Origin of the sequence: Streptomyces sp. CA-181903 (assembly GCF_050937075.1) — a bacterium.
Taxonomy (GTDB): Bacteria; Actinomycetota; Actinomycetes; order Streptomycetales; family Streptomycetaceae; genus Streptomyces.
Window position 1 is genome coordinate 4,587,168 of the sequence record NZ_JBNJLY010000001.1, and the last position, 25,728, is coordinate 4,612,895.

Sequence of the window (25,728 nt, forward strand, 5' to 3'; positions counted from 1 at the left end):
CTCAGCTGATTCCCGCGGTGAGCAGCCCGGCCGCGTGGTCGTACATCCCCACGAGCCACTCCGGGTCACCGTGGTCGCGCCCCCACAACGCGGCCTGGACACAGCGCAACTGCGCCCACCTGACCGTCCTTCCACGGTCCAGCTCCGCCGCCTCGGCGAACACCGCGAGGCGGCGGAGCAGCGCCGCGCCCAGGTCCGGGGCGGCGAGCAGGTCGACGGCCCGGCTCCGCAGGAGGGTGAACGCGTCGTAGGCCGGGTCGCCGACGAAGCCCTTCGGATCGATGGCGAGCCACGGCTCACGCTCACCGCGCAGCACGTTGGCGGCGTGCAGATCGCCGTGGAGGAGCGTGTCCGGCTGGTCGGGAGCCAGCTCGCGGACGGTGGCGAGCGCCGCCCCGAGCACGGCGTCCGGCAGCGGCCCGCGCGCGGCTGCCGCGCGGAGTTCCGCCTCCCACGTCCCGGCCCGCTCGCGCAGCCGCGGCAGGCCGGGCGGCGCGGGGACGGCCAGGCGCCGGGCGAGCCGGCCGGCGGCGGCCATGGCCTCCTCGGCGTCCGGGAGTTCGGCGAGCGAGTCGGAGCCCGCCCGCTCCAGCAGCATCGCGAACCGCGCGTCGTCGCGTTCGAGGAGACGGACGGCGCCGCGTCCGGCCCAGACGGCGAAGGCGTCGGGCTCGTGGACGTTCCCGGGGTGCGGGAACGACACCTTCAGCACGGCGGGCGCGCTGTCGGCCCGCCGGACGGGGACGACGACGCCGACCTGCCCGTGGACGACGGACCCGTCCCGGACGCAGTGCCACCGCCCGAGCAGCTCCTCGACGATGCCGGGCAGCCGGCCGAGCCAGGCGCGCCCGGCGTCGCCTTCCCGGCCGGTGGTGGACTGGGCGAAGGCTTCGGGTATCAGGTGCATCAGGTCACGGTAACCGCCTTGGGAGGGCGGTGATTTGGGGCCCGGCCGGCAGGCCCGGCGAGGAACGCCTCCTCACCGGGAACGCGTCTCCGTCGGGAATGCGTCTCCGCCAGGAACGTCTCCCTGCCGGGTACGCCTCCCTGCCGGGTACGCCTCCCCGCCGGGTACGCCTCCCCGCCGGGAACGCGTCTCCACCGGGGAATGCCTCCCTGCCGGGTACGCCTCCCCGGCGGGAACGCGTCTCCACCGGGGAACGCCTCCCCGGCGGGAATGCCTCCCCGACGGCAACGCCTCCCCGGCGGGAATGCCTCCCCGGCGGGAACGCCTCCCCGCCGGAACGCCTCACGCCAACCGCAACCCGGCAGCCACGTCACCCGCCGCCGCCATCGCGCGCACGTACATCCCCTTGCCGAACGTGATCCGCCCGGCGCCCAGCGGTCCGAGCCGCCGGACGGCCGAAGCGTCCGGCGCGGAAAGGGCGTTGACCGGGACGCCGGCCGCCGCGGCGATCCCGGCGAGCGCCTCCTCGGGGGCCGTGATCGGGTAGACGCAGTCCGCGCCCGCGGCCGCGTACAGCCGGGCCCGCTCCCGCGCGTCCTCGTCGGAGGCGCCGCGCAGATAGCTGTCGATCCGGGCGTTGAGGAACAGGGCGTTCCCGGCCTCCGCGCGGACGGCCGCCAGCCGGTCGGCCTGCTCGCGCGGGTCCACGAGTCGCCCGGTGGCCCGGTCGGTGTCCTCCAGGTTGCAGCCGACCGCACCGGTCTCCAGGAGGCGTTCGACCAGTTCCCGGGGCGCGAGCCCGTAGCCGTCCTCCAGGTCGGCGGAGACGGGCACGTCGACCGCCCGTACGACGCGGGCGACGGCCGCGAACATCTCCGCCGGCGGAACGTCACCGTCCGCCACGCCCAGCGAGGCGGCCACCGCCGCGCTGGGTGTGGCCAGCGCGGCGAAGCCGGCGTCGGCGAAGGCGCGGGCGCTGCCCGCGTCCCACGGGCCGGCCAGCACCAGCGGATCACCGGCCGGCCGGCCGTGGTGCAGGGCGCGGAACGCCGCGGCCGTCATCAACGGGCCTGGTAGGTGCCGGGCACGGCGCGGGTGGTCACGGCGAAGCGGTTCCACGCGTTGATCGCGACGATCACGGCGATGAGCTGGGCCAGTTCCTTCTCGTCGAAGATGTCGGCGGCCTCGTCCCAGACCTCGTCCGGCACGAATCCGTCGGTGATCACGGTGACGGCCTCGGTGAGGGCGAGCGCGGCCTGCTCCTTCTCGGTGTAGTAGCCGGTCGCCTCCCGCCAGGCGCTCAGCAGGTAGATGCGGTCCTCGGACTCGCCGGCCTTCCGGGCGTCCTTGGTGTGCATGTCGAGGCAGAACGCGCAGTGGTTGAGCTGCGAGGCACGGATCTTGACCAGTTCGACGAGGGTGTGGTCCAAGCCCTCGATTGCGGCCCGCTCCAGGGCGTACATCGCCTTGTAGACGTTGGGGGCGGCCTGCGCGTACTCCATCCGCGGGCCGTGCTGGTGGGTGCCGGTGGGTGCGGTGTTCTTCGTGTTCTCCGTCATGACACCGACCCTACGGCCGGGGCAGCCCACGGGTATGGTCCACTTCCATGGAGAAAACATGGGCCACTTCGGGGGCTTCGGACGTGGCTCCGGATGCGGATCCGGCTTCGGGTTCGGCTTCGGATCTTGCTTCGGATTCGGCTTCCGATGCGGCTTCGGGCACGCCTTCCGGGACCTCGGCCGCCTCCGAACGCCGAGGGAGAGCCTCCGGGGCCGACCTGCACCTCGACCTCTCCGGGCCGGGCGGAGTGCGTGCCGCGCTGGTCAGGGCGCTGCGGGACGCCGTGCGCTCCGGACGGCTCGCCCCCGGCACCCGGCTGCCGTCCTCCCGCTCCCTCGCGGGCGACCTCGGCATGGCCCGCAATACCGTCGCCGAGGCGTACGGCGAGCTGGTGGCCGAGGGCTGGCTCACCGCCCGGCAGGGCTCGGGCACCCGAGTGGCCCAGTCGCCCGCCGTGCGGCCGGCCGCTCCCGGCCGGGCCGCTTCCCCCGTCCGGTCCACGGCGGCGGGCCGGTCCGCGTCCGCCGGGGGGCCCGTACGGCCGCCCGCGCGCCCCTGCACGACCTGCGCACCGGCACCGCGGACATCGCCTCCTTCCCGCGCACCGCCTGGGCCGCGGCGGCCCGCCGCGCGCTCACCGCCGCACCCAACGAGGCGTTCGGGTACGGCGACGTACGCGGCCGCGTCGAACTGCGCACCGCCCTCGCCGACTACCTCGCGCGGGCCCGAGGCGTACGCACCGACCCCGAACGGATCATCATCTGCGGGGGCTTCATGCAGGGCCTCGCCCTCCTCGGGGGCGTCCTGCGGCGGCGGGGGACGCTCGCCGCGGCGGTCGAGTCGTACGGTTTCTGGCAGCACCACGACGTGTTCACCCGGGCGGGCCTGCGCCAGGTGCCGCTTCCGGTCGACGGCCGGGGCGCCGACGTCACCGTGCTGGACGGGCGGCGGGACGTCGGCGCGGTCCTCCTCACCCCCGCCCACCAGTTCCCTACCGGCGTCCCCCTCCACCCCGACCGCCGGACCGCCGTCGTCGAATGGGCCGGGCGCACCGGCGGTCTGGTCGTGGAGGACGACTACGACGGCGAGTTCCGGTACGACGGACGGCAGGTCGGCGCCCTCCAGGGGCTGGCCCCGGACCGCGTCGTCTACTGCGGCACCACGAGCAAGTCGCTGTCGCCCGCCCTGCGGCTGTCCTGGATGGCGCTGCCGGAGGACCTGGCCGCCGAGGTGGCGCGGGCCAAGGCGACGACGGGGGAGTGGCGCACGGGCACCCTGGAACAGCTGACGCTCGCCGAGTTCATCACCTCCGGCGCGTACGACCGGCACGTCCGCTCGATGCGGCTGCGCTACCGGCGCCGCCGCGACCGGCTCGTCGCCGCGCTCGCCGAGCACGCCCCGCACATCCGGGTCACCGGCATCGCGGCCGGCCTGCACGTCGTCCTCGAACTCCCGCCCGGAACCGAACAGTCCACCCTCCAAGCCGCGCACTGGCAGGGGCTGGCCCTGGAGGGGCTGAGCCGCTACCGGCACGCCGCCGCGCCGGCCCTCCCGCCCGGCGGCCCCGACGGCGTGATCGTCGCCTACGGGACCCCGGCCGACCACACGTTCCCCGGCGTCCTGGAGGCCCTGCTGAGGTCGCTGCCGCCGGCGGACTGAGGGAGCCCGGGGCGTTGTCAGTGCCCGGGTCTATCGTGGAACAGACAGCCGAACACACGGTTGTACGACGGGGGAAGAAGAATGGGACAGAACGCCTCACGGCGCCGACTCCGGTCCAGCACGGTTGTCCTGGGCAGCATGGGCGTCCTCGCCGCGGCCCTCACCTCGTGCGGGTCCGAACCGGACAAACGCTGTGTCGATCCGAACAGTTACGACATGGCGCGCGGCTACCGGGTGCTGGACTCGAAGGCGTGCAAGAACACGACGTCATCGGGCTCGGCGGGTTCGTCATCGGGCTCGTCCGGCGCGTCCGGCAGATCCGGCACGTCCTCGGGCCGCTGGTACTACGGCGCCGACCGCAAGTCCAACGGCTACGCCGACAGCGGTACGTTCAGCAAGAGCCAGGCCGTCGACCGCGGCGGCTTCGGCTGTTCCGGCTCCGGAGGCGGGTGACCGCCGTGCGCCGCCACCGCACCACCCCGCGCCCCGGCTGGCAGGAGACCGTCGAGGAACAGGGCCTGATCTACCCGCTGACCCGCCACTCCGACGGCGAGCTCCGCCCGTACTGGGACGAGAGCGCCTACTACTCCTTCACCCTGCCCGAGATCGAGGCGCTGGAGGAGACCGTCACCGAGCTGCACACCATGTGCCTGGCCGCCGCCGCACACATCGTGGACACCGGCCGCTTCACCGACCTGGGCATCACCGACCCCGGCTGACCGCCCTGATAACCGAATCCTGGCACCGCAGGGATGAACTCCCTTCCCTCTACGGCCGTTTCGACCTCCATTACGACGGAACCGGCCCCGCCAAGCTGCTGGAGTACAACGCCGACACCCCCACCTCCCTGGTGGAGGCCGCGAGCCCGCAGTGGTTCTGGATGGAGGAGCGCTTCGCCGGCGTTCCGGACGCCGACCAGTGGAACTCCCTGCACGAACGCCTCGTCGACGCCTGGCGCCGGCAGTCCGCCCTGCTCCCGCCCGGCACGCCGGTCCACTTCGCCCACTCCGCCGGCGACGAGATCGGCGAGGACCTGATGACCGTCGCCTACCTCCGCGAGACCGCCGCCCAGGCCGGCCTGGAGACCCGTGCCATCTCCATGGAGAACATCGGCTGGGACCGCATATCCCACCGCTTCGTCGACGAGCGCTACGGCTTCCTCCGCGCCTGCTTCAAGCTCTACCCCTGGGAATGGCTGGTCTCCGACGACTTTGGCCCCCACGTCCTGGACACCCTCGACAACGGCGGCGGCACGGGGTCCACGCTGTGGATCGAGCCGGCGTGGAAGATGCTGCTGTCCAACAAGGCGCTGCTGGCCGTGCTGTGGGAGCTGTACCCCGGCCACCCGAACCTCCTCCCGGCGTACCTGGACGGCCCACGGGACCTCGCCCGCACGACGGGCTACGTCGCGAAGCCGCTGCTCGGGCGCGAGGGCGCGGGGGTCTCCATCCACCCGCCGAGCGACGCGGCCCCAGCCCTCCGGGACGAGCCCTGCTGCTACCAGGAGCTGGCGCCCCTACCGTCGTTCGACGGGAACCACGTGGTGCTGGGCACGTGGGTGGTCGAGGACGAGCCGGCGGGGCTCGGCATACGGGAGTCCTCCGGCCTGGTCACGGACGGCTACGCGCGCTTCCTGCCGCACGTGATCCTCCCCAGCCCCGCCCCTCCCGTTTCTGACGGGGGCGGGCCCCCGTCAGCCCCCTGAACGCGGCTGCGCCGCGTGGCCTCAAACGCCGGCCGGGCTGGTGGCGCGCCCGGGCACACATTTCAGCCCGTCTGGGGGGTCTGGGGCGCGGCCCCAGGAAGCGGCGAAGGGGTGGGGCCGGGGCACACCACCCCCCGCCGTCAGCCCACCAGCACCGCTCGCAACTGCTCCAGTCCCCAGTCCAGATCCTCCTTGGAGATCACCAGCGGCGGCGCGATCCGGATCGTCGACCCGTGGGTGTCCTTCACCAGTACCCCCCGTTCCATGAGCCGCTCGGACACCTCCCGGCCCGTTCCCAGCGACGGGGCGATGTCGACGCCGGCCCAGAGTCCCCGCCCGCGGACCGACTGCACCGCGCCCGTGCCGACGAGGAGTCCGAGCTCGTGGTGGAGGTGTTCGCCGAGGCGGGTGGCGCGCTCCTGGTATTCACCCGTCTTGAGGATGGCGATCACCTCCAGGGCGACGGCGCAGGCGAGCGGGTTGCCGCCGAAGGTGGAGCCGTGTTCGCCGGGGCGGAAGACGCCGAGGACGTCGCGGTCGGCGGCGACGGCGGAGACGGGTACGACGCCGCCGCCGAGGGCCTTGCCCAGGACGTACATGTCGGGCACGACGTCCTCGTGGTCGCAGGCGAAGGTGTGGCCGGTGCGCCCGAGGGCGGACTGGATCTCGTCGGCGATGAAGAGCACGTTCCGCTCGGTGGTCAGCCGCCGTACCCCGGGCAGGTAGCCGGGCGGCGGGACGAGGACGCCCGCCTCGCCCTGGATCGGTTCCAGGAGCACCGCCACGGTGTCCTCGTCGATGGCCGCCTCCAGGGCGGCCAGGTCGCCGTAGGGCACGATCTCGAAGCCGGGGGTGTAGGGGCCGTAGTCGGCGCGGGCCTCGGGGTCGGTGGAGAAGCTGACGATGGTGGTGGTGCGGCCGTGGAAGTTGTTGTCGGCCACGATGATCTTCGCCCGGCCGTCCGGCACGCCCTTGACCCGGTACCCCCACTTCCGCGCCGTCTTGATGGCGGTCTCGATCGCCTCCGCGCCGGTGTTCATCGGCAGCACCATGTCCTTGCCGCAGAGCGCGGCGAGCTCGGTACAGAACTCGGCGTACCGGTCGTGGTGGAACGCCCGGGACGTGAGCGTCACCCGTTCGAGCTGTGCCTTGGCGGCGTCGAGGAGACGGCGGTTGCCGTGGCCGAAATTGAGCGCCGAGTATCCGGCGAGCATGTCGAGGTAGCGGCGCCCCTCGACGTCGGTCATCCACGCGCCCTCCGCGGTCGCCACCACGACCGGCAGGGGGTGGTAGTTGTGCGCGCCGTGGGCCTCGGCGGCGGCGATGCTGCGTTCGGTGGCGTTCAACGTGTGCTCCGTTCGGGTCGGGGCATGCGGTTGTCCGCCTTTCTAACACCGACGCAGCCACCGCCGGACCGAGTCGGCGCCGGTACCTGAGAGAATGTGCGCATGGCCCTTGATCGTCCGCGCGCACTGTCCGGTATCCAGCCCACCGCCGGCTCCTTCCACCTCGGCAACTACCTCGGTGCCATCCGGCAGTACGTGGCCCTGCAGGAGACGCACGACGCGTTCTACATGGTCGTCGACCTGCACGCGATCACCGTCCCGCAGGACCCCGCGGAGCTGCGCGCCAACACCCGCGTCGCCGCCGCCCAGCTGCTCGCCGCCGGCCTCGACCCCGAGCGCTGCACGCTGTTCATCCAGAGCCATGTCCCCGAGCACGCGCAGCTCGGCTGGGTGATGAACTGCCTCACCGGCTTCGGCGAGGCGTCCCGCATGACCCAGTTCAAGGACAAGTCGGCCAAGCAGGGCGCCGACCGGACGACGGTCGGCCTCTTCACGTACCCGGTCCTCCAGGTCGCCGACATCCTGCTGTACCAGGCGAACGCCGTCCCGGTCGGCGAGGACCAGCGCCAGCACATCGAGCTGACCCGCGACCTCGCCGAGCGCTTCAACGGCCGGTTCGGCGACACGTTCACGCTGCCCGCCGCGCACATCGTCCGCGAGACGGCGAAGATCTACGACCTCCAGGACCCGACGGCCAAGATGAGCAAGTCGGCGTCCACCGCCAAGGGTCTGATCAACCTGCTCGACGAGCCCAAGGTCTCCGCGAAGAAGATCAAGAGCGCCGTCACCGACACCGACACGGTGATCCGCTTCGACCCCGAGGAGAAGCCGGGCGTCAGCAACCTGCTCACGATCTACTCCACGCTCACCGGGACGGGAATCGCGGAACTGGAGCAGAAGTACGAGGGCAAGGGCTACGGTGCGCTCAAGACCGACCTCGCCGACGTGATGGTGGAGTGGGTGACACCGTTCCGTGCCCGTACACAGGAATATCTGGACGACCCGGAGACGCTGGACTCTGTCCTGGCCAAGGGCGCCGAGAAGGCACGCGCCGTCGCGGCCGAGACCCTCGCCCAGGCGTACGACAAGGTGGGCTTCCTGCCCGCCAAGCACTGAGCCGCTCCGGCATCGGGCGGCACGGGGTGGCACCGGGCGTGAGAAGTCCGTCACACCGGACAAGTCCGGACGGCCCGAAGGCGCAGGGAGGACGGCCGTCCTCCCGCGCCGGGTACCAGGACACCTGGCAGGGAACGCGGCGCAGCCGCCACACTGACCACGGGGACCTACAGGCGCACAGGAGGGAGAACTCGATGGGGACCGTAACGCTCGGCGTTTCGATCGCGGTCCCGGAGCCGTACGGCAGCTTCCTCCAGAAGCGCCGCGAGGGCTTCGGGGACCCCCACGCGCACGGCATCCCCACCCATGTCACCCTCCTCCCGCCCACCGAGGTCGAGGCGTCGTCGCTCCCCGTGATCGAGGCGTTCCTCGCCGAGGTCGCCGCGGCCGGCCGCCCGTTCCCCATGCGGCTGGCCGGGACGGGCACCTTCCGTCCGCTCTCGCCGGTGGTCTTCGTCAACGTGGTGGAGGGCTCCGCCGCCTGCTCCTGGCTGCAGAAGCGGATCCGGGACGCGGCCGGCCCGCTGGCCCGCGAGCTCCAGTTCCCGTACCACCCGCACGTGACCGTCGCCCACGGCATCGCCGAGGAGGCCATGGACCGGGCCTACGAGGAGCTGGCGGACTACGAGGCGGCCTGGACGATCGACGGCTTCGCCCTGTACGAGCAGGGGGCCGACGGCATCTGGCGGCTGGACCGCGAGTACCCCTTCGGCCGGCCGGGCCCCGTCCCGGCCGCCCTGCCCCGCCAGACGGGCGCGTCCCGGCCGCCGGCCGCCTCCCGCTGAGCGCCCGCGGCGCGGATCGACCGGAGTGCGCCCTTGGCGCGCACCCCTCCGGGCGGTGAGCGGCGCCCGCATGGGGTAGACGTGGATCATGGACTGGTTGATCCGGCTGCCGGTGGTCGGGCCCGCCGTGGCCCGGCTGATGCGGACGCACGCGTGGCGCTCGTACGAGACCCTGGACCGCGTGAAGTGGACGCGGCTCGCCGCGGCGATCACCTTCACCAGCTTCGTCGCCCTGTTCCCGCTGCTCACCCTGGGCGCGGCCGTCGCCGCCGCGATACTCAGCGACAAGCAGGTACAGGACCTGGAGCAGAAGCTCGCCGAGCAGGTGCCCGGCATCTCCGGCGCCCTCGACATCGGCTCGCTGGTGGACAACGCGGGCACCGTCGGCGTCGTGGCCGGTGCCCTGCTGCTGTTCACCGGCGTCAACTGGATCGGCACCCTGCGCGAGTGCCTGCGGGCCGTGTGGGAGCTGGAGGAGAGCCCCGGCAACCCGTTCCTGCTGCGGCTGCGGGACGCGGGGGTGCTGCTCGGCTTCGGCGGGACCACCCTGCTGTCGCTCGGCTGCTCGACGTTCGCCACGACGGCCGTCACCTGGTCGGCGGACAAGACCGGCCTGCCCACCGCCGGCGTCGGCGGCGCCCTGCTGACCGTCGCGGGGTTCTGCGCCGCCGCGCTCGCCGACTTCCTCCTGCTGCTCTACGTCCTGACCCGGCTGCCCCGCGTCCAGCCCGCCCCCGCACCCTGCTGGCCGCCGCGCTGCTCGGCGCGGTCGGCCTGGAGGTGCTCAAGCTGGTGCTCGGCGGCTATCTGAGCGGCGTGGCGGCCAAGAGCATGTACGGCGCGTTCGGCACCCCGATCGCCCTGCTGCTGTGGATCAACTTCATCGCCAAGCTGCTGCTGTTCTGCGCCGCCTGGACGGCCACCACCCGGCACGACAAGGCCGACGCGGACCTGCTGGCGGAGGACTCGCACGAGTGACGGGCGCCTCCGGCCGGCAGGCCGGGCGGCGCCCGCCGCCGGGGTTCAGGACCGGCCGCCCCGCCGCTTGGCCAGGTCCGGCAGCGGCCACCGGCGGTGCACCACGTACGCCGCCGCGGCCAGCGCCACCACCGAGGCGCCGGTGATGCCCACGGCCGTCCACATCCCGCCACCGCCCGACCCGGACGACCCGGCGACCGACGCCTGCGCCTTGTCACCGGCCTGGCCCCCGGACTTCCCGCCGTCCTTCCCGGCCGCGTTCAGCGGCGCGACGAGCGTCCCGACGGGCTTGACGTGGCCGGTCGCCTCGAAGCCCCAGTCCAGCAGCTGCGCCGCCTCCTTGTAGACCTCGTTGGGCTCCTTGGTCTCCGGGTTCATCACGGTCACCAGGAGCTTGCGGTCACCGTGCTGGGCGACGCCGGTGAAGGTGTTCCCGGCGTTGGTCGTGGAGCCGTTCTTCACCCCCGCGATCCCCTTGTAGAAGGGCACGCCCTGGCCGGTGAGCAGCCGGTTGGTGTTCTGGATGCCGAACGTCTCCCGCTTCCCGTCCTTCCGCTCCTCGCCGGGGAACCGGGCGGTGGCGGTCGAGCAGTACTTCCGGAAGTCCGGCTTCTGGAGGCCGGAACGGGCGAACAGGGTGAGGTCGTACGCGCTGGAGACCTGCCCGTCGGCGTCGTAGCCGTCCGGGGTGACGACGTGCGTGTCGTTTGCCTGGAGCTCCTCGGCGTGCGCCTGCATGTCGCGGACGGTCTGCTGGACACCGCCGTTCATGGAGGACAGCACGTGCACCGCGTCGTTGCCCGAGCGGAGGAAGACGCCGAGCCAGAGGTCCTCGACGGTGTAGGTCGAGTCCTCCTTCAGCCCGACCTGGCTGCTGCCCTCGCCCATGCCCTCCAGATCGGCGGGGAGGACCTTGTGCCGCTGCTCCTTCGGGAACTTGGGCAGCAGGGTGTCGGCGAAGAGCATCTTCAGCGTGGAGGCCGGCGCGAGCCGCCAGTGGGCGTTCTTCGCCGCCAGCACCTCGCCGGACTCGGCGTCGGCGATCAGCCAGGCGTCCCCGCTGAGGTCCTTCGGCAGCTCGGGCGCGCCCGGCTGCGGCAGCACCTGGACGCCCGGTTTGCCCAGCAGCTCGCCGCCGACCTCGGACATCTTCACCGGGGGCTGTCTGGGCGGCCGGCCCTTGCCGTCGGCGGGGCCCCGCTCGGCTTCCCGCTCGGCGTCCCTCCGGGGACCGTGCTCGGGGTCCCGGGGACGGACGGGGTATGGCTGGAGGAAGGGGCGTGCGGGGAGGGCGGGGCCGCGAGCGCCGGCGCGGCGGCGGCCAGGGGGAGCAGGAACGAGGCGGAGGCGGCCACCAGGGCCGCGCCACGGCGGCGGGCCGTCGCTGAGCCCGTCGCGTTCGGTGATGTCGTCATCGGCACGCCGGTGAACGTACCGTTCCGCCCGTTCCCCGAGGGCGAAGCGGTGGCCCGGGCTTCCGCCGAGGACCCGATAGGACCAGTGCGTGCCGCGGATCGCATACTGAAACCCATGGTGAATCCCTCCGGCTCGACAGCCCCTCGCACCCCCGCGTCCCTCTCCCGCCCCGTCTCCTGGTTCCTGCTCGCCTTCGGCGTATGGAGCTGGTTCATCTGGATCACTTTCGCAAAGAATCTCTGGAAGGACGGGAGCGGGCTCGCCTTCGACGACGCGGGTGAGCCCACCGCGTACTTCTGGGTGCATCTGCTGCTGGCGGTCACCTCTTTCCTTCTGGGGACGGTCGTCGGCCTCATCGGGTTGCGTGGTGTCAGGGCGTTGCGGCGCACCTCATAGCGGTTCCCCGGGCGCGGCCCCTGACAGCCTGTCGGCCACGGAAGTCGATCACTTGGCCGATTCCCCGGACGTGCGCGCGTTCGTGTGTTTAGGTGAGGCGCGTCACGGAAAGGGGGCGCAGCCATGCGTGGGGTCCGGAGGCGAAGCCGCAGCAAGGTCGTTGTGGCGGCGTTGGCGCTGATGTCGGTGGGGCTGAGCGGCTGTTCGAGTCTGTCGTCGGACGACGAGGACGAGAAGCCGATCATCGTGGGGACGACGGATTCGGCCATCGGGCTGGATCCGGCCGGTGTCTACGACGTCGGATCGTGGTCGCTTTTCGGCAATGTCTACCAGACGCTGCTGACGTTCACGCCGGGCACCGACAAGCCGACGCCCGATGCCGCCAAGAGCTGCGGTTTCCGGGACATCGAACGGCGGACCTACACCTGCGTCCTGCGATCCGGGCTGAAGTTCGCCAACGGGCACGATCTCACCGCCCAGGACGTCAAGTTCTCCTTCGACCGGATCCTCCGCATCAAGTCGGACCAGGGGCCCGCGGTGCTGCTGGAGACGCTGGAGTCGGTGAGCACCGAGGGGAACGACAAGGTGACCTTCCGGCTGCGCACGCCGGACGCCACCTTCCCCTCCAAGATTGCGTCCGGGGTGGGGTCGATCGTGGACAGCCGCGCCTATCCGGCCGGCAAGCTGCGGACGGGCGACGAACTGGACGGCTCCGGCCCCTACCGACTGACGGCCTTCCAGGCCGACGGCAAGGCGGAGTTGAAGCCGAACCCGCACTACAAGGGCGCCAACCGGACGTCCGGAAAGCCCGTCACCGTCCGGTACTTCCGCAGCCCCAAGGAGCTCATGGCCGCCTGGAAGCGGCAGGACGTCGACGTCGCCTCCCGCGACCTGCCGGCCGCCGACGTCGCCAAACTCACCCTCGGGAACAACGACTTCAGGGTCACCGAGAACGCCTCGGCGAGCACCCGTTTCCTGGCCTTCAACCTGAAGAGCAAGGCCCCGGTGAAGGACGTCGCCGTCCGTCGCGCGGTCGCGTCCGTCCTGGACCGGGTGGCGGTGGCGCGGGACGTCCACTACCGGACGGTCGAACCGCTCTACTCCCTCATCCCGCAGGGCCTCTTCGGGCATACGACGTCCTTCTTCGACCGCTATCCGCGCCCGGACGCGGACGCCGCCGGCCGGCTGCTGCGGTCGGCGGGCGTGACGACGCCGGTGCGCTTCAAGCTGGCCTATTCCAAGGGCGTCTCCACGGACGAGGAGACGGCCCTGATCAAGAAACAGCTGGAGGCCACGGGCCTGTTCCGGATCGACACGGAGCACGTGGAGTGGGCGCGGTTCCAGCAGGGCCGGGCCAAGGGCGAGTACGACGCGTACCTCCTGGGATGGGTCGCCGACTACCCGGACGCCGACACGTTCACCAGCCCGCTGGTGGGCACCGGGAACACGCTCTACTCGGGCTACTCCAACGACCGCATCGACAAGTTGATCCGCGACGCCCAGCGGAACGGCCGGCGCGACGGGAGCACGGACGACTACCGCACCATCCAGAAGATCATCGCGGAGGACGTGCCGCTGCTGCCGCTGTGGCAGAAGAAGGAGTTCGTGGTGAGCAAGGAATCCATCTCGGGAGCGCAGTATCTGAGGGATGGTTCGGGGCTGTGGCGGCTGTGGCGCCTGGACAGGATCTGACCGGCCGGCCGCGGCTCGGACCGGCCGGCCCCGTCCCGACCTGACGAACTCCGCCCCCGGCCGACGGAACACCGGCCGGCGGCGGACCGCTTCCCTCCGTTCCCCGGGCCCCGTTCCCTCCGTCCTCCGGACCCCGCGCCCGGAATCAAAGCCTCCGCGCCGCCCGTCCGACCGCCTTGACCTCGACCGGAGTTGAGGTTGTTGAGTGGGGGACATCGGCCCGGACGGGCCGGAGCCCGGAACAAGGCAAGGAAAGCGGTATTCACCATGGCAACGACCAGCGAATTCCACGATGTCGTCCCCGCCGACGTCGCCGCCGCCGTACGCGACGTCGTCCGCTCCCTCCAGGACGCGTTCAACGCCAAGGACGCCACGGCCCTGGCCGCGTGCTACGCGCGGAACGCCACCTGGACCAACGCCATGGGCAAGCGCCTCACCGGCCGTGAGGAGATCACCGAGACGTCCCGGAAGGTGTTCCCCGTCCTGCCGGACCAGCCGGTCCGCTACGACGTCGTCCGGATGTTCGCCATCCGGCCCGAGGTGATCGCCGTCAACGTCGTCCAGACACCGGTCTCCCCGGCGGGCGACGCCGTCGAGGGGGACAAGGGCGCGCCGCTCTACGTCATCTCGAAGGAAAATGACGGCTGGAAGATCATCGCCGGGATGAACGGCTTCCTCACCGACCCGGCGACGGACTGAAACCGCTCCCCGGGCCTTCCCGCGGGCGGCGCTTGACTTCGAGTGCGCTCGAACTCCTAACGTCTGGGACGACAGCGCAGCACAACGCCGCAGGAGGCACCGGAGATGACCAGCATTCCCACCCGACGACTCGGCGGACTCACGGTCGGCGCCCAGGGCCTCGGCTGCATGGGCATGAGCCACGCGTACGGCGCGTCGGACGACGAGCAGTCGATCGCCACCCTGCACCGGGCCCTCGACCTGGGCGTCACCCTCCTCGACACCTCCGACTTCTACGGCGGCGGCGACAACGAGGAGCTGATCGGCCGGGCCCTCGCCACTCCGGGCCGGCGCGAACAGGCCGTGGTGGCCACCAAGTTCGGCTTCGCCAACCGGCTGGGCGAGCCCACCGTGATCCGCGGCGACGCGGCGTACGTCCGGCAGGCGTGCGAGGCGTCGCTGCGCCGGCTCGGCCTCGACCACATCGACCTCTACTACGCGCACCGGGTCGACCGGAACGTGCCCATCGAGGAGACCGTGGGGGCGATGGCCGAGCTGGTGGCGGAGGGCAAGGTGCGCCACCTCGGCCTCTCCGAGGCGAGCGCCGACACCATCCGCCGGGCGCACGCCGTCCACCCGATCGCCGCGCTGCAGAGCGAGTGGTCGCTCTGGACCCGCGACATCGAGGCCGAGGTGCTGCCCGTCTGCCGCGAACTCGGCGTCGGCATCGTCCCGTTCTCGCCCCTCGGCCGCGGCTTCCTCACCGGCCGCTACACCTCGGTGGACGCGCTGGAGCAGACGGACATCCGGCGCACCCAGCCGCGCTTCGCCGACGGCAACCTGGAGAAGAACCTGGCCATCGTCGAGCGGCTGGAGGCGCTGGCCGCCGACCGCGGCGTGACCGCCGGCCAGCTCGCCCTGGCCTGGGTCCAGCACCGCGGCGACGACGTCGTCCCGATCCCCGGCACCCGCCGCGAGAAGTACCTGACGGAGAACGTCGCGGCCGCCGGCCTCGAACTCTCCGCGGACGAGCTCGCCGCCATCGACGCGGCGGCCCCGGCCGACGCAATCGCCGGCTCGCGGTACGACGAGACCAGCCTGACCTTCGTCGACGCCTGACCCCAAGGGCCCCCGGCCCCGCGGCTAAGCTCTCCGGCATGTCCGGCCTGTTGGATCTCGCCATCCTGGGGTTCCTCCACGAGGAACCCCAGCACGGCTATGAGCTGCGCACCCGCATCGCCCGCCTCACGGGTCACGTCAAGGCGATCAGCCACGGCACCCTCTACCCGGCGATCAAGCGCATGGAGGCGGCCGGACTGCTGGTCCGGGAGTCGCGGCAGGGGGCGGTGGCGGCGCCGCGGCACGTGCTCAGCCTGACCGAGGAGGGCCGGCGGGCGCTCCTGGAGCGGCTGCGGCGGCCCGAGGAGCCGTTCGTCACCGACGAGAACCGCTGGTTCGTGCTCCTCGCCTTCCTCCGCCACCTGGCGGACCGGCAGGCGCAGGCCGACGTCCTGCAGCGACGGCTGGCGTTCCTCCGGGAGCCGAGCAGCTTCTTCCACGACGGCGACCGGCCGCTGCGCGTCGAGGACGTGGACGACCCGTTCCGGCGCGGCGTCCTCACCATCGCCCGCGCCACCTCCCGGGCCGAACTGGCCTGGCTGGAGGAGACGATCGCGGAGCTGGAACGGCCGGGGTGAACGCCGAAGGGCCCCGCTCCCAAGCAGGGGAGCGGGGCCCTTCGTACGTACGACGGGGATCAGAAGCGGCGCGTGATCAGCGCTCGCTTGACCTCCTGGATCGCCTTCGTCACCTCGATGCCGCGCGGGCAGGCGTCGGTGCAGTTGAAGGTGGTCCGGCAGCGCCAGACGCCGTCCTTGTCGTTCAGGATCTCCAGCCGCTGCTCCCCGGCCTCGTCACGCGAGTCGAAGATGAAGCGGTGCGCGTTGACGATCGCCGCCGGGCCGAAGTACTGGCCGTCGTTCCAGAACACCGGGCACGAGGACGTGCACGCGGCGCACAGGATGCACTTGGTGGTGTCGTCGAAGCGCTCGCGGTCCTCGGCGGACTGCAGGCGCTCGCGCGTCGGCTCGTTGCCCTTGGTGATCAGGAACGGCATCACGTCCCGGTACGCCTGGAAGAAGGGCTCCATGTCGACCACGAGGTCCTTCAGGACCGTGAGGCCCTTGATGGGCTCCACCGTGATCGGCTTGTCCGGGTTGATGTCCTTGATCAGGGTCTTGCACGCGAGGCGGTTGCGGCCGTTGATGCGCATGGCGTCGGAGCCGCAGATGCCGTGGGCGCAGGACCGGCGGAAGGTCAGCGAACCGTCCAGGTCCCACTTGATCTTGTGCAGACCGTCGAGCACGCGCTCCTTCGGGTCGATGTCGACCTCGAAGTCCTGCCAGGTCGCCTCGGCGGAGACCTCCGGGTTGAACCGGCGGACGCGGAAGGTGACCGTGATGTAGGGGGAGGCCTTGCTCGCGGCCTCCACCTTGTCTTCGATCGCGGTGCTCATCAGTACTTACGCTCCATGGGCTGGTAGCGGGTCTGCACGACCGGCTTGTAGTCGAGCCGGATCGAATCCCTGCCGTCCGCGTCGACCTCGCGGTACGCCATGGTGTGGCGCATGAAGTTGACGTCGTCGCGGTTGGGGTAGTCCTCGCGGTAGTGACCGCCGCGGGACTCCTTCCGCGCGAGTGCGGAGACCGCCATGACCTCGGCCAGGTCGAGCAGGTTGCCCAGCTCGATGGCCTCCAGCAGGTCGGTGTTGAAGCGCTTGCCCTTGTCCTGGATGGACACGTTCTTGTAGCGCTTGCGCAGCTCGGCGATCTTCTCGACGGCCGTCTTGATGGTCTGCTCGGTGCGGAAGACCATGACGTTGGCGTCCATGGTCTCCTGCAGCTCCTTGCGGAGCTCGGCGACCCGCTCGCTGCCCGTGGACTCGCGCAGCCGCTCGACCTGCTCCTGGACGAACGCGGCCGGGTCCTCCGGCAGCTCGACGAAGTCGGCCTTGTGCGCGTACTCGGCGGCGGCGATGCCCGCGCGCTTGCCGAAGACGTTGATGTCCAGCAGCGAGTTGGTGCCCAGGCGGTTGGCGCCGTGGACGGACACGCAGGCGACCTCGCCGGCGGCGTACAGGCCCGGCACGACGGTGTCGTTGTCGGCCAGCACCTCGCCCTCGACGTTGGTCGGGATGCCGCCCATGGCGTAGTGCGCGGTGGGCTGGATCGGGATCGGGTCCGTGTAGGGCTCGATGCCGAGGTAGGTGCGCGCGAACTCGGTGATGTCCGGCAGCTTGGCGTCCAGCTGCTCCGGCGGCAGGTGCGTCAGGTCCAGGTAGACGTGGTCGCCCTCGGGACCGCAGCCGCGGCCCTCGCGGATCTCCGTGTAGATGGAGCGCGAGACGACGTCACGGGACGCGAGGTCCTTCATGACCGGCGCGTACTTCTCCATGAAGCGCTCGCCGTCCTTGTTGCGGAGGATGCCGCCCTCACCGCGGGCGCCCTCCGTCAGCAGGATGCCCATGCGCCAGATGCCCGTCGGGTGGAACTGGAAGAACTCCATGTCCTCCAGCGGCAGGCCGCGCCGGTAGCAGGCGGCCTGGCCGTCACCGGTGAGGGTGTGCGCGTTGGAGGTCACCTTGAAGAACTTGCCGGTGCCGCCGGAGGCGTAGATGACCGACTTCGCCTGGAAGATGTGGATCTCGCCGGTGGCCAGCTCGTAGGCGACCACACCGGCGGACTTCTTGACCCCGTCCACCTCGGTGATCAGCTGGTCGAGGACGTAGAACTCGTTGAAGAACTCCACGCCCTCCTTGACGCAGTTCTGGTACAGCGTCTGGAGGATCATGTGGCCGGTGCGGTCCGCGGCGTAGCAGGACCGGCGGACCGGGGCCTCGCCGTGGTTGCGCGAGTGACCGCCGAAGCGGCGCTGGTCGATGGTGCCGTCCGGGGTGCGGTTGAACGGCAGGCCCATCTTCTCCAGGTCGAGGACCGCGTCGATGGCCTCCTTCGCCAGGATCTCGGCGGCGTCCTGGTCGACCAGGTAGTCACCGCCCTTGACCGTGTCGAAGGTGTGCCACTCCCAGTTGTCCTCCTCGACGTTGGCGAGGGCGGCGGCCATGCCGCCCTGGGCCGCGCCGGTGTGGGAGCGGGTGGGGTACAGCTTGGTGAGCACCGCGGTGCGGCTGCGCTTGGTCGACTCGATGGCCGCGCGCATGCCGGCGCCACCGGCGCCGACGATGACGGTGTCGTACTTGTGGATCTTCATGGTCGCGTCAGCCCCGGGCTCTAGCGGATGTTCGGGTCGAAGGTGAAGATCACCAGCGTGCCCAGCAGGACGGTGAACACCGTGGCGGTGTACAGCAGCATCTTCAGCCAGAAGCGGGTGTTGGCCCGCTCCGCGTAGTCGTTGATGACCGTACGGAGGCCGTTGGCGCCGTGCAGCATGGCGAGCCACAGCATGATCAGGTCCCACGCCTGCCAGAACGGCGAGGCCCAGCGGCCCGCCACGAAGGCGAAGCCGATCTTGGTGACACCGCCGTCCAGCACCAGCTGGATCAGGAGGTGGCCCAGGACCAGGACGACGAGCACGATGCCGGACAGCCGCATGAACAGCCAGCCGTACAGCTCGAAGTTGGTGCGGGTCGACTTCGGCGTCTTCTTGGTGCGCTTGCGCGGCGCCTCGATGACCGGCGCCGGGTTGTCGACGTCGTAGAGGGAGACGCCTTCGGCGGTCGCGGGGGTGGTTTCAGCGGACATGTCTTGCGTCAGCTCCCGAACAGCGTGTGCAGCGTGTGGCTGAGCACGGGGTAGAAGGCGCCGGCCATCAGGACGATCCAGACGCCCACGACGGTCCACAGCATCTGCTTCTGGTACCGCGGGCCCTTGGACCAGAAGTCCACCGCGATGACGCGGAGGCCGTTGAGCGCGTGGAAGAGGATGGCGGCGACGAGGCCGTACTCCATCACATTGACGACGGGTGTCTTGTACGTCGCGACGACGTCGTCGTACGCCTCGGGGGAGACGCGGACGAGAGCGGTGTCCAGGACGTGCACGAACAGGAAGAAGAAAATGAGGACGCCGGTGACTCGGTGAGCCACCCAGGACCACATGCCTTCCCGGCCGCGGTACAGCGTTCCAGCCGACACGGAAAACCCTCCGGGAGCGGGGATTGGGGGCTGCCGCCAGCTTGTAACCCAGTCAGGACTGCACTGTCGGTCGGGCCCGGCCGGGTACGGTCCACCGGCCCTGGCCATCGTAGCGACGCCTTGTCGGTTCGGTCGCGCGGGGTCGGTCGGGTGTGATCAAACTGGCATGTACGGGTCGGCGGGGGTGGACCAGAGCCGCATGGGGCGGCATGGTTGGCCGAATGGCCCTGACCCCTGCCCGAAATTCACCCATAAGAGAGAGTTTTCGGGCGAGTATTCGAGACTGCGGGCGGCGGAAAGAACTATCTTTTCCGCGATTGGGAGGTTTTGCTCCATGGGACTGCCTGTCAGAATCACCCGTATCGCCCGTCCCCCGCGGGGCAGGCGTGTCGCGGCCCGCCGACCGTACGCCGTCCTCGCGCTCCTCGCCGCGGTCGCCCTGCCGGCCGCCGCCGGCTGCGCCCACGACGGCGGGGGCGCGTCCTCCGGATCCACCGGCCGGAGCGCCGGGCGGGACGACGACCGCTCCACCCAGGCGGCGGCGCCGTCCTCCGCCGCCCAGGTCACACCCGTCACCGGGACGCCCCGCACCGCCCCGGCCGTCCGCTCCTTCACCGCCCGCGGCGGCCCCGGCTGGCGGCCCTCCTCCGCCGTCCGCGTCGTCACCGACCCGGACGGGCCCCTCGCCGACGAGGCCCGGCTGCTGGCCGGTGAGCTGAAGATCACCATCGCCCCCGGGCCGGCCCGCGCCGGAGACGTCGAACTCGCGATCCGCCCCGGCCAGCGCGGCGGCCCCGAGAGCTACGAGCTGACCACCCGCGACGGCAGGGTCCTCATCACCGCCCCCGACGAGGCCGGCGTCTTCTACGGCACCCGCACCCTCGTCCAGTCCGTCCGCTCCGGCGGCGGCCTCCCCGAGGGCGTCATCGCCGACGCCCCCGACCGGCCGCAGCGCGGACTCCAGCTCGACATCGCGCGCAAGCACTTCACCGCCGAGTGGATCGAGGCCCGGCTGCGCGAGATGGCCGACCTCAAGCTCAACCAGCTCGGCCTGCACTTCTCCGACGACCAGGGCTTCCGCGTCGAGAGCGCGAGCCACCCCGAGATCGTCTCCCCGGAGCACCTCACCAAGGCCGAGGTCCGCCGCATCGTCGCCCTCGCCACGTCGCTGCACATCACCGTCGTCCCCGAGATCGACTCGCCCGGCCACCTCGGCGCCGTCCTCAAGGCCCACCCGGACCTCCAGCTCAGGGACGCGACCGGGACCCCCTCCCGGGGCGCCGTCGACATCTCCCTGCCGGGCGCGGCGCGCATCGTCGACGACCTGCTGCGCGAGTTCACCCCCCTCTTCCCCGGCCCGTACTGGCACCTGGGCGGCGACGAGTACCGGGCGCTGACGGCCCGCGACCCGCAGGCGTCCTACCCGCACCTTGCCGACCTCGCCCGGCAGCGCTACGGCTCGCAGGGCCGGGTGCAGGACCTGGCCACCGCCTGGCTCAACGACCGGGCCGCGGTCGTGCGCTCCCTCGGCCGGAAGGCCAAGGCGTGGAACGACGGCTTCTTCCGCGGCGGCCTCGTCGCCCCCGACCAGGCCATCGAGGTCGAGTACTGGACCGGCCGCGAACTCGGCGCCCGGGACCCGCAGGAATACCTGAACGAGGGACGTACGGTCGTCAACCTCAACGACCAGTACCTCTACTACGTGCTCGGGGAACCGAACGAGTTCCGCTACCCCACCGGCGAGCTGATCTACAAGGAGTGGTCCCCGGCCGTGCTGCGCGGCACCACGCCCGTGGCGGCCGGGACGGCGGACCCGCGCCGGGTGCCGGGCGGCCGGTTCGCCGTCTGGTGCGACCACCCCGACGCGCAGACCCCCGACCAGGTGGCAAACGGAATCCGGCTGCCGCTCGCCGCGGTCTCCCAGCGGCTGTGGGACCCCCGCCCGCCGAAGCTGCCCTGGCAGGAGTTCGGCGCCCTGTACACCGCCGTCCGAGGGGGCTGAAGTCCCGGCGCCGAGTGGGCTTTCGACCGGTTTGCCGGGCCTGGGGGGCGCCCCGGAGACGGGCGCTCCCCACACATCTCCAAAGCGGGCTAGCCTCCGGGTTGAACCATGCGCGGCGTCCGGTCGTTGTCCAAGCGGAAGGCATCGGCCGGTGCGCGGCGCAGCTGTCCACGGCGGACGTGCGCGCTCGCGCGCCCATCGCACTGAACGAGGGCCCGGATGAAGATCGAATTCCTGCTGCACAATGCGTACGGCATCGGCGGAACCATCCGTTCGACCGTCAACCTCGCCACCGCCCTCGCCGACCGGCACGAGGTCCGCATCATCAGCGTCAACCGTCCCGTGGACGAGCCCGAGCTCACGATCGACCCGCGCGTCCGGCTGACCCCCCTCGTCGACATGCGCGAGGGCACGGACGGCGACGAGTACGGGGCACCCCTCAACCAGCGGCCCAGCGAGATCTTCCGCGACGAGCGCATCGACAACGGCCGGATGGCCGCCACCGCCCTCACCGACGAACGCGTCGCTGCCCACCTCGCGGCCACCGACGCGGACGTCGTCATCGCCACCCGCCCCAAGCTCATCGGCTACCTCGCCCGTTACGGCAGCGACCGCTACCTCCGCCTCGGCCAGGAGCACCTCACCCACGAGGCGCACGTCCCCGAGCTGCACGCCGTCATGGACCCGGCCATCGCCGCCCTCGACGCCTTCGTCACCGTCTCCGAGGCCGACGCCGGCCACTACCGCGACGCCCTGCCCGCCGACCGCCGCGCCCAGGTGCTGTCCGTCCCCAACGCCGTCCCCGCCCCCGCCGCCGCGCCCTCCGACGGCAAGTCGAAGATCATCGTCTCGGCCGGGCGGCTCGTCGGCGTCAAACGCTACGACCGGCTCATCAACGCCTTCGCCAAGATCGCCGACGAGCGCCCCGACTGGCAGCTCCGCATCTACGGCCGCGGCACCTCCAAGGCCAAGCTCCGCCGCCAGATCGAGGACCTGGGCCTCTACGAGCGGATCACCCTCATGGGCGCCCGCTCGCCCATCGAGACCGAGTGGGCCAAGGGCGCCGTCGCCGCCGTCGCCTCCGACGCCGAGTCCTTCGGCATGACCATCGTCGAGGCCATGCACGCCGGACTGCCGGTGATCGCCACCGACTGCCCCTACGGCCCCCGCGAGATCCTCAACGACGGCACCGACGGCATCCTCGTCCCGCTCTCCCCGCAGAGCGAGGCCGACAGCGTCGACGCCTACGCGGAGGCGCTGCTCAAGCTCACCGGCGACGACGGGCTCCGCACCCGGCTCGGCGCCGCGGCCCGCGCCGCCGCCCACCGCTACGAGCCCGACGCCATCGCACAGCGCTACGAGCGGCTCTTCGAGGAGCTCCGCCCCGGCTGCACCGCCCCCGCGAAGAAGGGCGGCCTGCTGCGCGGCCTCTTCGGCGGCGGCCGCAAGCAACAGCCCGCACCCGCGGTTTCCGCGTCCACCGAGACCGCCCACCCCGAGGCGCGCTGCGCCGTCGCCGCCGACGGCTCCCTCGTCTTCCGGGTGCGCGCCGAGCAGCTCACCGCCGACGACTCCCACCTGCTGCTCCGCCACCGCGGCAGCAAGGGCAAGGAGGCCGTCCGCGTCCCGCTCCGGCGGACCCCCGGCGCCGACTGGGCCGAGGCCCGCGTCGAGCGCGCCGCGCACACCCTGCCCGAGGGACGCTGGGACAGCTACGCCGAGCGCAAGGCCGACAAGTCGCGGCGCCGGCTGACCGCCGTCCTCGTCGAGCAGCAGGCCCTGCTCGGGCTGGGCCTCCAGACCGGGCCGTCCGGCGTCTCGCCCTGGATCCCGTACGAGACCAGCGACGGCTTCCTCGCCGTCCGCACCTGGCTGCGCGAGCGGCACGCCGAGGTGACGGACGTCCGGGTGGGCCCGGCCGAGGAGGGCGCGCTGACCGTCACCGTCGCCGCCCACGGCGTCGAACTCCGCGACGGCGCCGAGCTGATCGGCCGGCTGCGCGGCGCCGACGGCGAGGTGGCCGATGTCCGCGCGCCGCTGGAGGGCGGCACCGGACGGCTGCCGTACGAGCCGATGTGGCGGCGCAGGGGCGAGGAGCAGGACCTGTGGGACCTGTACGTTCGCCCCGGCGCGGGCGCCGCTCCGGTCCGGCTGGGCCGGCTGGCCGGCGACTTCGCGGACCGCAAGGGGATCGACACCTTCCCGGCGGCGGACCGCGACGGCGTGCGACTGCGGCCGTTCTTCACGGTGACGAACGACCTGACGGTCTCGGTGAAGGACATCGCCGGGGACGAGTGACGCGGGCTCCGGGGGCTGGCGGGGGCGAATGAGGCGGGCGCCGGGCGCTGACGGGGGCGCGTGACGCGGGTCCCGGGCCCTGGCGGGGGTGAGTGACGCGGTCCCGCGGGTCCCGGGCACCGGCCGAAGCGAGTGACGCGGGTCCCGGGCAGCGGCGGGGGCGAGTGACGTGGGCTCCGGGCTCCGGCGGGGACGAGTGATGCGGTCCCGCGGGTCCCGGGCTCCGGCGGGGGCGCGGAGACGGCCGGGCCACCACCCCCACAGGAGAGGCCGCGGCCGTCGCCCGCCGCGCGCCTTGGTGAGGCACGCACTTCCCTCAGCGCCGAACGGCCGGATTTCGTCACACCACGCACGGGGGAGCGGGTCGCCGACCGGCCTCGGCCGGGCTCCGGACACCGGCCGAGGCTCTTCCGGGCGCCTTCCGGATGCCTTGCCGATGCCTTCCGTGGCCGGTTCCCTCCGGTCGGCCGCTCCCGTCCGGTCCCTTCTGGACGCGAGCGGTCCGTTGCCCGTAACGTGCGGGCCGCGTCGCCGGTGGGCGCGCGGCGGCCCTCGGCCGCCGCCCCGCCCGTCAGGCCGGCGCCGACGAGCAGTCGACTCACCGGCGCCGATCCGCCGGTGCCGTTCCGGCGTTCCGTGGGGGGACGAAGAGATGTATCCGTGCGGTCGATGCCGTGCCGCCGCCGTGGGACCGGACGGCCGCTGCGCGGCGTGCGGGGCCGAGCAGCGGGGACCGGAGGGGGCCGCGGCGCCGGCCGGACAGCCCGAACCGCCGCCTCGCCCGTCCCATGTGCCTCAGATGCCTCCTGTGCCTCCGCTGCCGCCCACGGCCGGAACGCCGTTCGCCACCGGGGCGCCCGATCCCGAACCCCTGGCGGGGATCGACCTGCGCCGTGGGGTGCGGATCTCGCTCACCACCGTCCTGACCCTGGCGCTGCTCGGGCTGCTGCTGCTCGCCGCCGCCCGGTTCCAGCAACGCGGCGCGCTCGCCGACGTGCTGGCGGAGGGCGTCGTGCTCAGCGACGAGACGGCGGACAAGGCGAACCAGGCGGACACCTTCTTCGCCTCGGTCTCCCTCGTGACCACCGTGCTCGGACTGGGCACGGCCGGCCTGTGGGCGGTCTGGTTCCGGCGGGTGCGGCTCAACGCCGAGGTGCTCGCGCCCGGCACCCACCGCTTCGGGAGCGGCTGGGCCGCGGGCGCCTGGTTCACCCCGGTGGTCAACCTGTGGTTCCCCAAGCAGATCGCCAACGACGTCTACCGCGCGTCCGCCCCCGCCGGTCCGCAGAGCGTGCGCAAGGGGCTGCTCAACGCGTGGTGGGTGAGCGGGATCGTGGCCGGCGCCCTCGCGGGGGCGAGCGCCTTCGGCTACGCGCTGACCGAGGCGAAAATGCGCCGCGACTTCCGGCTCGAACGGTTCGACGCCTGGGAGGACGACGTCCGCAATCTGAGGACGCTGGCCGGGGCGAGCGCCTTCGGGTACCTGCTGTGTGCCGTCGCGGGCGCCCTTGCGCTGCTGGTGGTACGGCAGTTGACACGGATGCAGGAGGAACGGGCGCTGATGGGGCCGGAGTACGAGGGCCTGGCGTACGGGCACCTCGCCCAGGGCCTCGCCGGCGCCCCTGATCCGTACGCGGCGACCGGCCCTGACCCGTACGCGGCCGCGGGCCCTTACCCGGCCGCCGGTCCGCACGCGGCTCCCGGCCCGTACGGAGCCCCCGCCTCGCACGCGGCCCCCTGGCCGTACCCCCAACCCCACCCGGCGCCCGGGCCGTACGGTGCCCCTGGGTCGTACGGGACGCCCGGGGTGCCGCCCGGGCCCTATCCGGCCACCGGACCGTACGCTCCCTACCTGCCACCAGGGCAGGGCCCGTTGCCCGGGGCGCCGGTCGGCCCGTACGGTCCTTCGTACGGGCCGTCGTACGGCGCGCCGAGCGGTTCGCCGTACGGTCCTCCGCCCGATGCGGGAAGTTCCGTGCCGAACCCCTACAACGGTGAGCCCGACGGCGGACCCGCGCATTACTGATTCATGAGTTCTGCA

Annotated in this window: 20 protein-coding genes and 3 pseudogenes; 14 read left to right on the forward strand and 9 right to left on the reverse strand. The window is 72.1% G+C overall.

Annotated elements, in window-relative coordinates; all coding sequences use genetic code 11:
* Position 1: 1 nt before the first annotated feature.
* The 3 genes from ACQEVS_RS20615 to ACQEVS_RS20625 form a co-directional block, all read right to left on the reverse strand.
* Positions 2 to 907 (reverse strand): aminoglycoside phosphotransferase family protein, encoded by a 906-nt coding sequence (locus ACQEVS_RS20615; protein WP_433022442.1) that lies wholly within the window; start codon positions 905 to 907, stop codon positions 2 to 4.
* A 342-nt stretch (positions 908 to 1,249) separates the two neighbouring features.
* On the reverse strand, positions 1,250 to 1,969 hold the full coding sequence (locus ACQEVS_RS20620) for an isocitrate lyase/PEP mutase family protein (protein ID WP_433022444.1): 720 nt from the start codon (positions 1,967 to 1,969) through the stop codon (positions 1,250 to 1,252).
* Positions 1,969 to 2,466, reverse strand: coding sequence for a carboxymuconolactone decarboxylase family protein (locus ACQEVS_RS20625; RefSeq protein ID WP_433022446.1), 498 nt, complete (start codon positions 2,464 to 2,466; stop codon positions 1,969 to 1,971). Before ACQEVS_RS20625 ends, ACQEVS_RS20620 begins: the two co-directional genes overlap by 1 nt.
* A 218-nt stretch (positions 2,467 to 2,684) precedes the next feature.
* Between ACQEVS_RS20625 and ACQEVS_RS20630 the strand changes: the two are divergent.
* The 3 genes and pseudogenes from ACQEVS_RS20630 (at position 2,685) to ACQEVS_RS20640 (ending at position 5,831) form a co-directional block, all read left to right on the forward strand.
* Positions 2,685 to 4,126: pseudogene (locus ACQEVS_RS20630) on the forward strand (PLP-dependent aminotransferase family protein).
* Between the two features lie 81 nt (positions 4,127 to 4,207).
* The gene (locus ACQEVS_RS20635) at positions 4,208 to 4,579 is read left to right on the forward strand and encodes a hypothetical protein (protein ID WP_433022448.1); all 372 of its coding nucleotides are present in this window, start codon (positions 4,208 to 4,210) and stop codon (positions 4,577 to 4,579) included.
* Positions 4,580 to 4,584: 5 nt separating this feature from the next.
* Positions 4,585 to 5,831, forward strand: a pseudogene (locus ACQEVS_RS20640) (glutathionylspermidine synthase family protein).
* A 140-nt stretch (positions 5,832 to 5,971) separates the two neighbouring features.
* Here the strand turns inward: ACQEVS_RS20640 and rocD are convergent.
* On the reverse strand, positions 5,972 to 7,177 hold the full coding sequence (gene rocD, locus ACQEVS_RS20645; RefSeq protein ID WP_433022450.1) for an ornithine--oxo-acid transaminase: 1,206 nt from the start codon (positions 7,175 to 7,177) through the stop codon (positions 5,972 to 5,974).
* 102 nt (positions 7,178 to 7,279) lie between these two features.
* Here rocD and trpS point away from each other — a divergent pair, with 102 nt between their 5' ends.
* From trpS to ACQEVS_RS20660, 3 genes and pseudogenes are all read left to right on the forward strand, one after another.
* Complete coding sequence (gene trpS, locus ACQEVS_RS20650; protein WP_433022453.1) at positions 7,280 to 8,293, forward strand: tryptophan--tRNA ligase; 1,014 nt, start codon at positions 7,280 to 7,282, stop codon at positions 8,291 to 8,293.
* A gap of 194 nt (positions 8,294 to 8,487) precedes the next feature.
* A complete protein-coding gene (locus ACQEVS_RS20655) occupies positions 8,488 to 9,078 on the forward strand; it encodes a 2'-5' RNA ligase family protein (protein WP_433022455.1) in 591 nt (196 codons plus the stop codon).
* 88 nt (positions 9,079 to 9,166) lie between these two features.
* A pseudogene (locus tag ACQEVS_RS20660) lies at positions 9,167 to 10,056 on the forward strand (YihY/virulence factor BrkB family protein).
* A gap of 45 nt (positions 10,057 to 10,101) precedes the next feature.
* On the opposite strand, the gene ACQEVS_RS20665 reads toward ACQEVS_RS20660, so the two are convergent.
* On the reverse strand, positions 10,102 to 11,205 hold the full coding sequence (locus ACQEVS_RS20665; protein ID WP_433027748.1) for a D-alanyl-D-alanine carboxypeptidase family protein: 1,104 nt from the start codon (positions 11,203 to 11,205) through the stop codon (positions 10,102 to 10,104).
* 381 nt (positions 11,206 to 11,586) lie between these two features.
* On the opposite strand from ACQEVS_RS20665, the gene ACQEVS_RS20670 reads away from it, so the two are divergent.
* The 5 genes from ACQEVS_RS20670 to ACQEVS_RS20690 all read left to right on the forward strand — a co-directional run bounded on the left by ACQEVS_RS20670 (position 11,587) and on the right by ACQEVS_RS20690 (position 15,935).
* Complete coding sequence (locus ACQEVS_RS20670; RefSeq protein ID WP_433022457.1) at positions 11,587 to 11,868, forward strand: SCO4848 family membrane protein; 282 nt, start codon at positions 11,587 to 11,589, stop codon at positions 11,866 to 11,868.
* Between the two features lie 123 nt (positions 11,869 to 11,991).
* Positions 11,992 to 13,560 (forward strand): ABC transporter substrate-binding protein, encoded by a 1,569-nt coding sequence (locus tag ACQEVS_RS20675; RefSeq protein ID WP_433022459.1) that lies wholly within the window; start codon positions 11,992 to 11,994, stop codon positions 13,558 to 13,560.
* A 267-nt stretch (positions 13,561 to 13,827) separates the two neighbouring features.
* On the forward strand, positions 13,828 to 14,259 hold the full coding sequence (locus ACQEVS_RS20680) for an SgcJ/EcaC family oxidoreductase (protein ID WP_433022461.1): 432 nt from the start codon (positions 13,828 to 13,830) through the stop codon (positions 14,257 to 14,259).
* A gap of 105 nt (positions 14,260 to 14,364) precedes the next feature.
* On the forward strand, positions 14,365 to 15,357 hold the full coding sequence (locus tag ACQEVS_RS20685; protein ID WP_433022463.1) for an aldo/keto reductase: 993 nt from the start codon (positions 14,365 to 14,367) through the stop codon (positions 15,355 to 15,357).
* A 38-nt stretch (positions 15,358 to 15,395) separates the two neighbouring features.
* Entirely contained in the window at positions 15,396 to 15,935 is a 540-nt protein-coding gene (locus tag ACQEVS_RS20690) for a PadR family transcriptional regulator (protein ID WP_433022465.1), read from the forward strand.
* A 59-nt stretch (positions 15,936 to 15,994) separates the two neighbouring features.
* Here the strand turns inward: ACQEVS_RS20690 and ACQEVS_RS20695 are convergent, their stop codons facing one another.
* Genes ACQEVS_RS20695 through sdhC form a run of 4 tightly spaced genes read right to left on the reverse strand, consistent with a single transcriptional unit; the run spans position 15,995 to position 19,387 of the window.
* On the reverse strand, positions 15,995 to 16,753 hold the full coding sequence (locus ACQEVS_RS20695; RefSeq protein ID WP_433022467.1) for a succinate dehydrogenase iron-sulfur subunit: 759 nt from the start codon (positions 16,751 to 16,753) through the stop codon (positions 15,995 to 15,997).
* Positions 16,753 to 18,507, reverse strand: coding sequence for a succinate dehydrogenase flavoprotein subunit (gene sdhA, locus ACQEVS_RS20700; RefSeq protein ID WP_433022469.1), 1,755 nt, complete (start codon positions 18,505 to 18,507; stop codon positions 16,753 to 16,755). The genes ACQEVS_RS20695 and sdhA overlap by 1 nt, the downstream gene beginning before the upstream one ends.
* Before the next feature lie 20 nt (positions 18,508 to 18,527).
* The gene (locus ACQEVS_RS20705; RefSeq protein WP_433022471.1) at positions 18,528 to 18,998 is read right to left on the reverse strand and encodes a succinate dehydrogenase hydrophobic membrane anchor subunit; all 471 of its coding nucleotides are present in this window, start codon (positions 18,996 to 18,998) and stop codon (positions 18,528 to 18,530) included.
* 8 nt (positions 18,999 to 19,006) lie between these two features.
* Positions 19,007 to 19,387, reverse strand: coding sequence for a succinate dehydrogenase, cytochrome b556 subunit (gene sdhC / locus ACQEVS_RS20710; protein WP_433022473.1), 381 nt, complete (start codon positions 19,385 to 19,387; stop codon positions 19,007 to 19,009).
* Between the two features lie 334 nt (positions 19,388 to 19,721).
* On the opposite strand from sdhC, the gene ACQEVS_RS20715 reads away from it, so the two are divergent.
* The 3 genes from ACQEVS_RS20715 (at position 19,722) to ACQEVS_RS20725 (ending at position 25,713) form a co-directional block, all read left to right on the forward strand.
* Entirely contained in the window at positions 19,722 to 21,389 is a 1,668-nt protein-coding gene (locus ACQEVS_RS20715; RefSeq protein WP_433022475.1) for a beta-N-acetylhexosaminidase, read from the forward strand.
* Between the two features lie 219 nt (positions 21,390 to 21,608).
* Positions 21,609 to 23,687: a glycosyltransferase gene (locus ACQEVS_RS20720; RefSeq protein WP_433022478.1), complete on the forward strand. Its 2,079-nt coding sequence runs from the start codon at positions 21,609 to 21,611 to the stop codon at positions 23,685 to 23,687.
* A 799-nt stretch (positions 23,688 to 24,486) separates the two neighbouring features.
* Complete coding sequence (locus ACQEVS_RS20725; protein ID WP_433022480.1) at positions 24,487 to 25,713, forward strand: DUF4328 domain-containing protein; 1,227 nt, start codon at positions 24,487 to 24,489, stop codon at positions 25,711 to 25,713.
* Positions 25,714 to 25,728 lie beyond the last annotated feature (15 nt).